We start from the raw sequence: 12,915 nt of genomic DNA, 5'->3' as shown, positions 1-12,915 counted from the left end.
TGCCGACGGCACCGTGCCCGCCGCCACCCGGGGAGACGTCCAGCGGGCGCCCGAGAGTCTGTGCCGTACCGGGTCCCGCCCTGGATACCGTTCCGCCATGGCCGACTACCGCATCGAGACCGTACGCAACGGCGAGCGCGACTGGACCGCCCGCAACGACCGCGGCGCCGAGGTCCGCATCGCCGCCGCCGACAACCCCGACGCCCAGCCCTCCTTCACCCCCGTCGAACTCCTCCTCGCCGCACTCGGCGGCTGCGGCGGACTCGTCGTGGACCGCACGGCACGCGCCGTCGAGCACGACGCGCTGCGCGTCACCGTCGAGTCGGTGTCCAGGACCGAGGACGACGGCCGGGTCGGCGTCGTCCGGGTCTCCTACGAACTCGATCTGCCCGAGGGCGACACCCGCGCCGCCGAGGCACTGGAGCGCGCCATCCGGCTGACCCACGAGAAGTACTGCACGGTCAGCCGTACCGTCGAACACGGCGCCCGCGTCGAGGCACTCGGCCCCGACGGGACGACCCTGTTCGCCGGGGGGTGACGGCCGGTCAGGACACCGGCTCCACCCACACATTCCGGAAGCGGACCTTGTTGCCGTGGTCCTGCAGCCGGATCGCGCCGGCCGCCGCGGACTCGGCGTCACCCGCACCGGTCGGACCGTCCACGGCCACGTCGTCGTGGACCTTCTCGCCGTTCCAGACGACGGTGACCCGGGCGTCCGACGTCTTCTTGCCGTCCGCGTCGAACCGGGCGGCACGGAAGGTGATGTCGTACGTCTGCCACGTCTCCGGCGGCTTCGACGCGTTCAGGTCGGCGGCCTTCTTCTGGTAGATCGCCCCCGCCTCGTTGTCCGCGAGCTTCGCCACGCCGTACGAGTCCAGGATCTGCACCTCGTACCGCTCCTGGAGGTAGACCCCGCTGTTGCCGCGGTCCTGCCCCGTCACGTCGTCGGGCAGCTTCGGCACCCGGAACTCGACATGCAGCTTGAAGTCCCCGAAGTGCTGCTTCGTGCGCAGGTCGCCGCAGCACACCTCCATGGACTTCTCGGCCTTGTGCGGCCACTCCGCGCTGCGGCCGTCACTGTGCTGCCAGGCGGTGGAGACACTGCCGCCGGAGAACAGGTCGATGCGCGTGCCGGGTCTGCGTACGTCGAGCGCGTCGAGGTTCACGTGACCGGTGTCGTCGGCGCCGACGGCGTACGTGATGGTGTTGTGGCCCTTGCGCAGGGAGAGCCGCTCGGTCTTCGTCGACCAGCGGTTCCACGCGACCGTGGACGGCAGGCTCGTCTGTTTCGCCGCGCCGCCGTTGACGCTGACGCCGACCGTCTTGGTGCCGGGGGCGGGGTGCGGGCCGTTCGCGTAGCGCAGCCCCACGTCGTACGTGCCGTTCTTGTCGACGACGACGTCGAAGGTCGCCTTCGCGCCCTTGTCGCCGAAGCCGTCGACGAAGCCGCCCCCGGTGAACCCGGCGTGCTCGTTGTCGATGTCCGCGCCACCCGACAGCTTCGCGGACTCGGCGTCGTACGTCGTGACGGGCTCCTGCGGGCCCGGCTTGGCGTTCAGGGTGTACCAGGCCTCGGTGGACCACAGCTCCTCGCCGCCCGCGGAAGAGAACGGGCGGGGCGAGCGGACGTGCACGACCCGGTCCGGCTTCAGGCCGGGGATGGTGAGCCGCACCGTGCGCCGGTCGTCCGAGAGCTTCGCCGACGCGACCGGCAGCGACTCCTCGTCGACCTTCGGACCGCCGTAGTCCGGCGTCGGAACGTAACGCCACTGCTCGACCGCGTACGCGCCCTCGGCGAGCTTGGCCGCGGTCTCTTCGGAGAGGGGCTTCGTGTAGGTGAGGTCGAAGCCGTCACGCGTGGCGCGCATCGTCTTGATGTCGAAGGCGGTCTTCCCGTTCGGCGTCAGTTTCTGCAGGCCGAAGCGGAGCTTGCCCTCCTGACCCCAGTTGCCGTCCGCACCCAGACCGCCGGTGTAGATGGCGCCGTCGGGGCCCTCGCTGATCCGCGAGATGCCGGCCTCCAGGCCCTGCGTGTGGCGGAACACCGCGCCCTGGTACTCACCGGCGACCTTCTCCAGGTCCGCGCGCTGCAGTCCGCCGTACGTGACATCGCCGAACACCATCTGCCCGGCGAACGGCCCCTTCTTCAACCGCATCGGCGTGCTGGGGGAGTTGGCGATCTCGTTCTGCGGCAACCACAGCACGGGCTTGGTGACGGGCTTGTCGTCGTAGGGCCCGTCGGGGTTCGTGTAGTGGTTGAAGAACCGGTCCTGCTTGATGTGGACGAGTTTGGAGGCGGGCAGCCAGCCGCCCTGGTTGTCCGTGACGAACAGGTCGTTGCCCGGACCGCGTCCGATGCCGTTCGGGGTGCGCAGACCTCCGGCGAGGTAACTCACCTTGCCGGTCGCCTTGTTGACCTTGATGGTGGTGCCGCGGTTCGGGGCGGGCTGCGGGTCGGTCGTCGCGCCGCCGTAGTTGATGGCGACGGAGAGGTTCAGATAGAAGTCGCCCTTCTCGTAGAGCAGTCCGAAGGCGAACTCGTGGAAGTTCTTGCCCCACGGCCACTCGGCGACCCTCCGCTTCTCGTCGGTGACGTCGTCCCTGTTCGTGTCGTTCAACTCGGTGAGCTGGTGCTTCTCCGACACGTACAGCTTCCCGTCCACGTACTTGATGCCCATCGGCTCCCTGAGACCGTCGGCGATCTTCTTGTACGTGACCTTCTCGGGGCTCGTGTCACCGGCGACGTGGTCGAGGAGGTACACCTCGCCCTTGGTCTCGTCGCTGCCGCCCCACGTCGATATCGCGAGCCGCCCGTCGGGCAGCCAGTCCATCGCGGAGACCTGCGGCTCGAAGCCCTTGGGGCGCAGGTCTGTGAGCTTGTAGCCGGGGTTGACCTCGCTGAGCGGCAGCCCGTCACCGGGCGTGTCGTGCGTTCCCTCGCACTCCTTGCGGCCGGGCGCGGTGACCCGTACGACGTCGGCGTCCGTGCTCAGCACGGAGTTCGGCACGGTCGTGAACTCGCTCGCACCCGGTGGCTTCCACTGGAGGGTCACCTGCTGGCCGCCGCCCCGGTCGAAGTGGTCGATGCGCAGGGACTGGTGGCCCGCGTTGAGGGTGATGCTCCCGTCCTTCGGCTCGGCGCCGTGCAGCCCGTCGTGGTCGATGACCTGCTGACCGCCGAGGAAGAGCCGCGAACCGTCGTCGCTGATCAGCCGGAAGTCGTACGCGCCCGCCTCCGGCACGTTCAGGTTCCCGATGATCTGCGACACGAAGTTGTCGCTGAAGCCGAAGCCGTCGGTCGACGTCCAGTCGGCCGTCGGGATCAGCTTGTCGACGTTGGGCGTCTGGGCCGGCTTGAGGTCGCACAGCTTCTCCAGCGGCGTCCGCACGTCGAACACGCGCAGGGTGACGCCGGGTTCCTGGGGCGGCAAGTCCGCGAACGGCCGCTTGTCGTCGTCCGCGGCCGCGCCGGGCGCGAGCAGACCCGCTCCGAGAAAGGCGGTGAGCAGCAGTCCCGTGGATCTTCGGGCTTTGCGGTGAGGCTTCACTCGTCCTCCTGCGTGGTTCCGTCGTGGGTTACGCAGATCTCTGTGGCAGAGCGACGCTCAGCGTAGGGATGGTGCCGGGGGACGTCCACACTTTGTCCAGGAAAAGGAAAAACGAGGGCGCGGTGGGAGACCGGAGCGGCCCGGGGGCCCCACCAATCGGGCGAACGGCGGTCTGCGGTCGGCTGTGCGGGCCGGGCGTGGCCGCGGGGAGCGTTATGTCTGGGGGGTGATCACGCTTCGAGCCCGTGCGTTCCTCGCACTCACCGTTCCGGCCGCACTTCTCCTCACCGCCCTCGGCCCGCCGTCCGCCGCGGCGGACACGCAGCGGGAGCCCGCGTTGGACACACGGGAGCCCGCCCTGGACGCGCGGGTCAGCGCCGTCTCGGCGCGCGACCTCGGCCGCAGCTGGCATCCGGGGTGCCCCGTCGCGCCCTCCGGCCTGCGCCTCATCCGCATGAACCACTGGGGCTTCGACGGCCGCGTCCACGCCGGTGAGCTCGTCGTGCGCGAGCGGGCCGTGCGGCCGATGCTGTACGTCTTCGGCCGGGCGTTCGACGCCCGGTTCCCCGTCCGCCGGATGCGGACCATGGCGGCGTACGGCGGCAGCGACGTCGCGGCGATGAAGGCGGACAACACCTCGGCGTTCAACTGCCGTGCCGTCACCGGCGATCCGTCGCGCCTGTCGCAGCACTCGTACGGGGACGCGGTGGACATCAACACGCTGGAGAACCCGTACGTGGACAGGAACGGGCGCGTCTACCCCGCGGCGGGCGTCGCCTATCTGGACAGGCGACGCACCTCCAAGGGCATGATCAAGAACGGTGACGTCATCACGACGGCGATGCGCGAGGTGGGCTGGCAGTGGGGTGGGCGCTGGCCCGCACCGGACTACCAGCACTTCTCGGCCAACGGACGGTGAGAGTGCCCGTGCGCCGCCGGACCCGCCCCGCGGGCCTTACGCCGCGGGGTCGATGCGGGACACCGGGCCGCCCAGGTCGAGCACGTACAGCTCGCCGTTTCCGCCCTGGACGAACGAGACGACCTCGCCGCCGTTGACGCCCAGATCGCTCACCCCGGTCACCTTGCCGTCCTTCAGCTTCAGGGCGCGGACGGTGCCGTCGCAGTAGTCGCTGAACAGGTACTGGCCCCTGAGCCCGGGGATCGCCTTCCCCCGGTACACGAACCCGCCGGTCACGGAGCAGCCGAGGCCGGTGCGGTCGTACTCGTGGACGGGCGGCACATGGTTGGCGGGCTCGGTGCCGTCACGGAAGGGGTGGGTGCCCTCCATCTGCGACCAGCCGTAGTTCTCACCGCCCTTGCCGGCCGCGGGCGCCCGGTCGATCTCCTCCCAGGCGCTCTGCCCGACGTCACCGATGAACAGGTCGCCGGTGCCCTTGTCGAAGGAGAACCGCCACGGGTTGCGCAGTCCGTACGCCCAGATCTCGTCCTTCGCCTTCGGGTCGCCGACGAACGGGTTGTCCTTCGGGATCGCGTACGGCTTGCCGCCCCGCGGGTCGATCCGCAGCAGCTTGCCGAGGAGCGTGTCGAGGTTCTGCCCGTTGCCGTGCGGGTCGCCGCCTGAGCCGCCGTCGCCGAACGCGATGTAGAGGTAGCCGTCGCGGCCGAACTTGATGTCGCCGCCGTTGTGGTTCGCGTACGGCTGCGTCTGTGTCAGGACGGTGCGCCGGGTCTCCGGCCGCAGCTTGCCCTTGCGCACGGCGAACTCGTCGATGGTGCTGGTGCCTTCGAGGTCCGTGTACGAGATGTAGAAGTGCTTGAAGTCGTTGGCGAACGCGATGCCGAGCAGGCCGCGTTCGCCGTCAGTGGTGGTCTCGGCGGAGATGTCGAGCACGGGCTCACCGAGCCCCTGCTTGCCCAACACGCGTACGGTTCCCGCGCGTTCGGCGATCCAGACGGCGCCGCCGGGACCCGCGGTGCCTGCGGACGGGTTCTTGGCCGTGGCCACCTTGGTGAGCGCGACCTTCGCCGCGTCTTCGCGGGGGGAGGCGGACGCCGAGGTGAAGGCGACGGACGTGACGAGGCAGAGAGCGCCGATGATCGCAGAGCTTCTGGTGCGAACGTTCACCGTGATCCTCCTGGAGGCGGCGAGGGGGGGGGAGGTCACCATGGTGTGCTGCTGGCCACGGACGAGAGTACTGGGACACGGGCGCCTGGTGTAGACCAAGGACACCACTGTCTTCCGCTTCCGCTCTTCTCCTCGACCCGCGCGACGCTCTCTGCCCCGGCCTACTCGCCGTTCTTCTGCGCCAGGCAGTCGTAACCGAGCTGCATCGCGTCGGCAGCAGCCAGCACGGAAAGGCCGCCCGTCACCGTGCGCGTGGCCCTCGGCCACAGCAGGGCGGCCCCGGTGGCGGTGGCGGTCAGCCAGACGCTCAGGCAGAACGGGCAGGTGACGAGCTCGCCCACGGTCGCCCGCACGCCGTTTCCGCGAGGGCTCTCGCTCACCTCGGCGGGCCCGGACGCCTCCTCGTAGCGGGTGAACGGCGCCCGCAGCGGGCTCGTCACCGACCCCTTGCTGAGGAGCCGGCCGAGCCGGAAGGTGGCCGCCGCCGCGAACAGCACGTCCCAGGGCTCGGGGCGCTCCGGGAGAGGGGCTTTCCGGAGCCGGACGGCCGCACCCCAGGCCGCCGTGTACGCGCCGAACGCGGCCACGGCTCCGGCGTGCCCACCGAGCCGGTGTTCCTCTCCCGAGGAGTAGGCCCTGCCCGCACGCCGAAAGGCTCCCCTGATCCGTCGCACGCCGGCGCCCTTCTCACGACTGTCCTGAACCACCGCAACCTCCACTGAAGCGTGTCGCAGGCTTTCGCGCCTCAGGGGCGGATCCACCCAGGCGAGCCTGCGCACCAGGTAACCCTTCCGCGCGGCCGGAAACGGACCGATGCCCGATGGTCTCTCCACCGTGCGGTGGTAGGCGCGCGGGGCGCGGGGTACTCGCCGCGGCCAGGCGCTCATCCGGAGCGCTCAGGAAGAAGGTCGCCATCATGACTACGCACACCCGTGCGACGCGCGACGCCCGGTCCCCGGTCCAGCAGGCCGCCCTGCTGGTCGGAGCCGTGTTCCTGCTGGTGGGGGTGCTCGGCTTTGTCCCGGGCGTCACCACGGACTACGACACCATGGAGTTCGCCTCGCACGACTCCGGTGCCGAGCTGCTCGGAATCTTCCAGATCTCCGTCCTGCACAACCTCGTCCACCTGGCGTTCGGCGTCGCGGGTCTGGTGATGGCCCGGACCGCTTCCGCCGCCCGCACCTATCTGATGGCCGGAGGAGCCGTCTATCTCGTGCTGTGGCTGTACGGCCTGTTCGTCGGCCACCACAGCAGTGCCAACTTCGTGCCGCTGAACAACGCGGACGACTGGCTGCACTTCGCCCTCGGCATCGGCATGATCGCCCTGGGCGCGCTGCTGACCCGCCGCCCCGCCACCACCACGGCACGGACGTGACGGGCACCAAAATCCAACCCGACAGCTGAACGGCGGAACCCCGGGCGTCTGGCGCGGCGCCCCCGGCCCATCTGTGTGATCGTGGACGGGCCGGGCACCGGGGTTCCACCGTCCGGCCCGCACGCGTGCCGGAACGCAGGTCCGCGCACGCGGTCACTCGTCAAGGAGCCGACGGTCATGACGGACGTATCGAGCATGGGTTCACCCGCGGACGACTCCCGGCCGGTGCTCACCGACCGACAGGGTCACCCCATCTACGACAACCAGAACCAGCGCACGGTCGGCGCGCGAGGCCCGGCCACGCTGGAGAACTACCACTTCCTGGAGAAGATCAGCCACTTCGACCGCGAGCGCATCCCGGAGCGCGTCGTCCACGCCCGGGGCGTCACCGCCTTCGGATACTTCGAGGCGTACGGGAAGTGGGGCGACGAACCCATCAGCCGCTACACCCGGGCCAAGCTGTTCCAGGAGAGCGGCAAGCGCACCGACGTCGCCCTGCGCTTCTCCACCGTCATCGGAGGCCGCGACTCCTCCGAGGCCGCCCGCGACCCGCGCGGTTTCGCCGTGAAGTTCTACACGGAGGACGGCAACTGGGACCTGGTCGGCAACAACCTCGGTGTCTTCTTCATCCGGGACGCCGTGAAGTTCCCCGACGTCATCCACGCGCTGAAGCCCGACCCGGTCTCGCACGAGCAGAAGCCCGCCCGGATCTTCGACTTCATGTCGCAGACCCCGGAGAGCATGCACATGCTGGTCAACCTGTTCAGCCCCCGCGGCATCCCCGCCGACTACCGGCACATGCAGGGCTTCGGTGTGAACACCTACAAGTGGGTCGACGCCGAGGGGGGCACCGTCCTCGTCAAGTACCACTGGATGCCCAAGCAGGGCGTGCGCAGCATGACCGAGGAGGACGCGGCGAACGTGCAGGCCGGCGAGCTCGGCCATGCCACCAAGGACCTGTACGAGGCGATCCGCCGGGGCGACTACCCCGAGTGGGAGCTGCTCGTGCAGGTCATGGAGGACGGCGACCACCCGGAGCTCGACTTCGACCCGCTGGACGACACCAAGACCTGGCCGGAGCAGGACTTCCCGCCCAAGGCCGTCGGCCGCATGGTCCTCGACCGCACGGTCGACGACTACTTCGGCGAGAACGAGCAGATCGCGTTCGGCACCGGCGTCCTGGTCGACGGCCTCGACTTCTCCGACGACAAGATGCTGGTAGGGCGGACCTTCTCGTACAGCGACACCCAGCGCTACCGCGTCGGCCCGAACTATCTGCAGCTGCCGGTGAACCGGGCCAAGAACGCGACCGTGCGCACCAACCAGCGCGACGGTGCGATGGCGTACGACAACCGCGCGGCGAACGAGAACCCCGAGGTCAACTACGAGCCGTCGATCACGGGCGGCCTGCGCGAGGGCCAGTACCCCACGCACGACGAGCAGGGCCCCGAGGTCCGCGGCCGGCTCACCCGCAAGCGCATCCCGCGCACCAACGACTACCTCCAGGCCGGACAGCGCTATCTGCTCCTGGAGGACTGGGAGCGCGACGACCTCGTGCACAACTTCGTGACCCTCATCTCCCAGTGCGACCGGAAGGTGCAGGAGCGCATGGTCTGGCACTTCCTGCTGGTCGAGAACGACCTCGGGCTGCGCGTCGGCAAGGGGCTCGGCATCGGCCCCGACGACGTGTCCCACCTCGAACCGCTGCAGGGCCAGACCATGACGGACGAGGACCGCAGCCGCCTCGTACGGCTGGGGAACAACCCGCCGCGCGACGTCTCCGGCCTGACGATGACGCACTGCGTCCCGAACGAACGCCACGTGGTCAAACGCTGACCGACGCTCTACGGCGGGTCCCGCGGGTCACGGTTGCCGCGGGACCCGCCGTCGCACGTCCTCGTACAGGTTCCGCATCGCCATGCGGTAGAGCTCGCCCTGGTGGACGCCGAGGAAGCCGGTGTGCCCGAACACCTCCAGGGCGACCATGCCGTGCAGATAGCCCCACACGCTGAGCAGCAGGGCCGTCGCCGACGGCGGCAGGGCGGTGCCGCTCGGGGGCGCCTGCCGAGCCAGGTGGCCGAGGAACGCGGGGGACAGGGACCGGGTGTCGGCCGCCGCCAGCTGCTCCGGTGTGAACCCCCGGAACAGCTCCCGTTCGAAGACCGCGCTCATCCGCCGGTTCGCCTCCGTCGTGGGGCCGTCGACGGGTGCGTGGTAGTGCCTGAGCGGTGCTCCGTAGAGGAGTTGGAACCGCTCGGGATGGTCGATCGCCCATCGCCGGTAACCCTCCGCGGCAACGACCATTCCCGGCACGTCCGGGTCGTCCGGCGCGGTCTCCGCCGCGGCCCGCACCGCGTCCGCCAAGTCGTCGTACGCCTTCGTGACGAGGGCCGTCACGAGATCGTCCCGGCTCGGGAAGTAGTGGTAGAGCGCCTGCACGGTCATGCCGAGGCCGCGGGCCACCGCGCGCAACGACAGGGCGTGCGGGCCGTGTTCGGCGATGTGCGCCTCGGCCGTGCTCACGATCTCGTCGACGGCGACCGCACGTCGGCGCTCGCGCAACGACGGCCTGGGCGTGGGGATTTCGTGGGTGGACATACCGCGACCGTACGTCGCTCTGCCACTCCCCGGGGCCGTAATCCGGCATCCCGTGAAGAAAATCTGACACTGCTCAAATTTGTTGTACCCCGCTAGCGTCGGCTGCGCCCGTCACCACAACACCCGTACACCAACCCGTACATGAAGGAGACAGCGCGTGTTCGAACGCATGGCCGAGCTGGCGATCCGCCGGTCGCGGCTGGTACTCGTCGTCGCCGCAGTGATCGTGGCTCTCATGGGCGTCCTGGGAGCCGGTGCGTTCGGGAAGCTGCTGGGGGGCGGGTTCGACGATCCGGCCTCCCCGTCCTCCCGGGCCAGGAACGTCATCGACGAGAAGCTCGGCGGAGAGACGAACCTGGTACTCCTCGTCCGCGCCACCGACGGCAGGATCGACGCCCCCGCCGCACGGCGCGACGGCGAGTCGCTGATCGCGGACCTGAAGAAGGAGCCGGACCTGGAGAACGTCGTCTCGTACTGGGACACCGAAAGCCCCGACCTGCGCTCCGAGGACGGCCGCGAGGCCCTCGTGCTGGCCCGCGTCAAGGGCCACGACGCGCAGCAGCAGGAGAACGCCAAGGGCGTCATCGACGACTACGCGGGAACGTACGAGGACACGCTCACCGTCAAGGCGGGCGGCAGCGCCGGCGTGAGCCACGAGATGGGGCCGCAGACCGAGAAGGACCTCGTCCTCGCCGAGACCATAGCCGTCCCGCTCATCCTCCTGCTGCTCCTGGTCGTCTTCGGCACCGTCGTCTCCGCGCTGCTGCCGCTCGCCGTCGCGCTCATCGCCATCGTGGGGGTCTTCGCGGAACTGTACGTGGTCGGCGGAGTCACCGACGTCTCCATCTTCGCGATCAACCTGACCACGGCACTCGGCCTCGGACTCGGCGTGGACTACGCCTTGTTGATGATCAGCCGGTTCCGGGAACAGCTCGCGGCGGGAGCGAGCGTCGAGGACGCCGTCCGCAGGACGATGAGCACGGCGGGCCGCACCGTCGCGTTCTCCGCGGCGACCGTGGCCGCCGCCCTCGCCGCGCTCATGGTGTTCCCGCAGTACTTCCTCCGCTCGTTCGGCTACTCCGGCGTCGGCGTCGTCGTCATCGCGGCCCTCGCCTCCCTGTTCGTGATGCCCGCGCTGCTCAACGTCCTGGGGCACCGCGTGAACAAAGGGCGGATGCCGTGGGCGAAGCGGGCACGCACCGGGACCCCGGCACCGGCGCCGGGCATCCGGACGTCGGTGTGGGGCCGCCTCGCCCGCACCGCCATGCGCCGCCCCGCGCTCACCGCCCTGCCTGTGCTCGCGGTCCTGCTCCTCGCGGCGAGCCCGCTCCTCGGCATCACCTTCGGCACGGCCGACGAACGCGTCCTGCCCGAGGACGCCGAGAGCCGCGAGGTCTCCGTGTCGCTGCGGGAGAACTTCCGCGGAAACGACGCGGCGGCCCTGCGCGTCGTCATCGACGAGAACGTGAACAGGGCACCGCTGGCGTCGTACGCGGCACGCCTGTCCGGGCTCGACGGTGTCGCCCGCGTCGAGACCAGCACCGGCACCTACGCCGACGGCAGGACCGGCCCCGGAAACCCGGCCCTCGGCCGCCCCACGGCGCAGCAGCTCAACGTCGTCAGCACCCTGACGCCCAAGTCCGACGCGGCGAAGGACCTGGTCGGAAAAGTCAGGGCCACCGCTCCGCCCGCCGGGACACACCCGCTCGTCGGCGGCGGCGACGCCGAACTCGTCGACTCCAACGACTCCATCGCCGGCCGGCTTCCGCTCGCCGTGGGTCTCATCGTCGTCACCACGTTCATGCTGCTCTTCCTCTTCACCGGCAGCGTCGTGCAGCCACTGCGCGCCCTCGTCCTCAACGCGGTCAGCCTGGGCGCGACCATCGGCGTGATGACCTGGATCTTCCAGGACGGCAACCTCTCCGGGGTGCTCGGCTTCACCGCGCAGCCGATGGAGACGTCGATGACGGTGCTGATGTTCTGCGTCGCCTTCGGCCTCTCCATGGACTACGAGGTGTTCGTCACCAGCCGCATCAAAGAACTCCACGACCTCGGCGAGGACAACGAGTCCGCGGTCACGGGCGGCCTCGGGCACACCGGAGGCATCGTCAGCGCGGCGGCGGCCCTGATCGCGGTCAGCTTCTTCGCCTTCGGCACGGCCGAGATCAGCTTCATGCAGCTCTTCGGACTCGGCAGCGGTCTCGCCATCCTCATCGACGCGGTCGCCGTGCGTGGCATCCTCGTACCGGCCGCGATGCGGCTGCTCGGCCGCTCCGCCTGGTACGCGCCGGGGCCGCTGCGCCGGTTCCACGCGCGGTTCGGCCTGAGCGAGGACGGCCCGGTGCCCGCGGCGCAGCAGGTCGCGGCGAAGGTCTGACGCGTCTCCGGCGCCGGTGCCGTGCCGGTGCGGGTCAGGCGTCGGCGACCACCAGGTCCCACGGGCTCGGACCCGTACCGTCGCACCACGCCTGCAGCTCCGCGCCGTTCACGCAGACTATGCCGCACTGCTCCGCGTACTCCAGGGCGGGAGCGGTGAACTCGCTCGTCGTCACCAGCGCGGCGACATCCGCCTCGTGGACCGTGAAGCACGTGCCCCCGAAGCGCTGCAGGTCCTGCGAGCCGACCTTGTTGTCCTCGCCGTAGCGCTTGCACTGGATGACGATCCTGCGGCCGTCCGGCGCCACCGCCACGACGTCCGCGCCCAAGTCGCAGGCCCCGCCCACGACTTCCACGCCCTGGCACGCGTCGCGGGCGCAGAGGTCGGCCACGGCCTGCTCGAAGGCGTCGGCGTCGAGTTCGGTGTAGTCGACGTACACGACCGGCGGGTCGACGACGACGGTCGTGGTCTCCTCCGGGTCCAGTACGAGGGTGGGTTCCGTGCCGGGGGCGGGTTCCGGGGCGAAACCGTCCCCCGCGTAGACGGGTGCCACCGGAGCGGTGACCGTCGCGGCGGCCGCCGGCATCCCCGTGCCCTCCAGGCTCTCGGACGCCCGCTCGGCCGCTTCCTCCAGCGCCTCGGCCGCGCGCCGCGCGTACCTCACCGCTGAGAAGCGCCGCCACCGGGACCCGCCGAGGCAGGCGGCCGCAAGGCCCACGACGGCGAGCGAGCCGATCCACAGCGGGCGGCTCTCGACCATGTGGGCCGCGGCGCGCACCAGGGCCGCCCCGCCGACGAGCAGGATCGCGACGAACACGAAGAACAGGGCGGTCGTGCGCAGATCGAAGCGCCGCTCGCGGTTCGTCCGCCGAACCGGGCGCGAGGATACGGTCATTGCTCCCCCTGGCGGTGGACGGATATGAAGATCACT

10 protein-coding genes are annotated in these 12,915 nt (G+C 70.2%); 5 read left to right on the top strand and 5 right to left on the bottom strand.

Features of this window, described 5'->3' with window-relative positions:
- The first annotated feature begins 97 nt into the window (after nt 1–97).
- Nucleotides 98–538, top strand: coding sequence for an OsmC family protein (locus DEJ47_RS02520; RefSeq protein ID WP_150164488.1), 441 nt, complete (start codon nt 98–100; stop codon nt 536–538).
- A gap of 7 nt (nt 539–545) precedes the next feature.
- On the opposite strand, the gene DEJ47_RS02515 is transcribed toward DEJ47_RS02520, so the two are convergent.
- Nucleotides 546–3,548: a family 16 glycoside hydrolase gene (locus tag DEJ47_RS02515; protein ID WP_150164486.1), complete on the bottom strand. Its 3,003-nt coding sequence runs from the start codon at nt 3,546–3,548 to the stop codon at nt 546–548.
- Between the two features lie 226 nt (nt 3,549–3,774).
- Between DEJ47_RS02515 and DEJ47_RS02510 the strand changes: the two genes are divergently transcribed.
- The gene (locus DEJ47_RS02510) at nt 3,775–4,467 is read left to right on the top strand and encodes a M15 family metallopeptidase (protein WP_223828203.1); all 693 of its coding nucleotides are present in this window, start codon (nt 3,775–3,777) and stop codon (nt 4,465–4,467) included.
- A gap of 36 nt (nt 4,468–4,503) precedes the next feature.
- Here the strand turns inward: DEJ47_RS02510 and DEJ47_RS02505 are convergent, their stop codons facing one another.
- Both DEJ47_RS02505 and DEJ47_RS36735 read right to left on the bottom strand, forming a co-directional pair.
- Complete coding sequence (locus DEJ47_RS02505) at nt 4,504–5,634, bottom strand: PQQ-dependent sugar dehydrogenase (protein WP_150164484.1); 1,131 nt, start codon at nt 5,632–5,634, stop codon at nt 4,504–4,506.
- Between the two features lie 161 nt (nt 5,635–5,795).
- Nucleotides 5,796–6,221 carry a DUF1360 domain-containing protein gene (locus DEJ47_RS36735; protein ID WP_223828202.1) on the bottom strand — a complete coding sequence of 142 codons (426 nt, stop codon included), beginning with the start codon at nt 6,219–6,221 and terminating at the stop codon, nt 5,796–5,798.
- Between the two features lie 329 nt (nt 6,222–6,550).
- Here DEJ47_RS36735 and DEJ47_RS02495 point away from each other — a divergent pair, with 329 nt between their 5' ends.
- Together DEJ47_RS02495 and DEJ47_RS02490 are read left to right on the top strand one after the other, a co-directional pair.
- Nucleotides 6,551–7,009 carry a DUF4383 domain-containing protein gene (locus DEJ47_RS02495; RefSeq protein ID WP_150164480.1) on the top strand — a complete coding sequence of 153 codons (459 nt, stop codon included), beginning with the start codon at nt 6,551–6,553 and terminating at the stop codon, nt 7,007–7,009.
- 177 nt (nt 7,010–7,186) lie between these two features.
- A complete protein-coding gene (locus DEJ47_RS02490; protein WP_150164478.1) occupies nt 7,187–8,845 on the top strand; it encodes a catalase in 1,659 nt (552 codons plus the stop codon).
- A 27-nt stretch (nt 8,846–8,872) separates the two neighbouring features.
- Here the strand turns inward: DEJ47_RS02490 and DEJ47_RS02485 are convergent, their stop codons facing one another.
- On the bottom strand, nt 8,873–9,607 hold the full coding sequence (locus tag DEJ47_RS02485; protein ID WP_150164477.1) for a TetR/AcrR family transcriptional regulator: 735 nt from the start codon (nt 9,605–9,607) through the stop codon (nt 8,873–8,875).
- A gap of 157 nt (nt 9,608–9,764) precedes the next feature.
- Here DEJ47_RS02485 and DEJ47_RS02480 point away from each other — a divergent pair, with 157 nt between their 5' ends.
- Complete coding sequence (locus DEJ47_RS02480; RefSeq protein ID WP_150164475.1) at nt 9,765–11,984, top strand: MMPL family transporter; 2,220 nt, start codon at nt 9,765–9,767, stop codon at nt 11,982–11,984.
- 34 nt (nt 11,985–12,018) lie between these two features.
- On the opposite strand, the gene DEJ47_RS02475 is transcribed toward DEJ47_RS02480, so the two are convergent.
- On the bottom strand, nt 12,019–12,879 hold the full coding sequence (locus tag DEJ47_RS02475) for a restriction endonuclease (protein WP_150164473.1): 861 nt from the start codon (nt 12,877–12,879) through the stop codon (nt 12,019–12,021).
- Nucleotides 12,880–12,915: the final 36 nt, after the last annotated feature.

Origin of the sequence: Streptomyces venezuelae, from assembly GCF_008642355.1 — a bacterium.
Classification (GTDB): Bacteria; Actinomycetota; Actinomycetes; order Streptomycetales; family Streptomycetaceae; genus Streptomyces; species Streptomyces venezuelae_B.
This window is presented reverse-complemented; position numbering and strand designations above follow the sequence as displayed.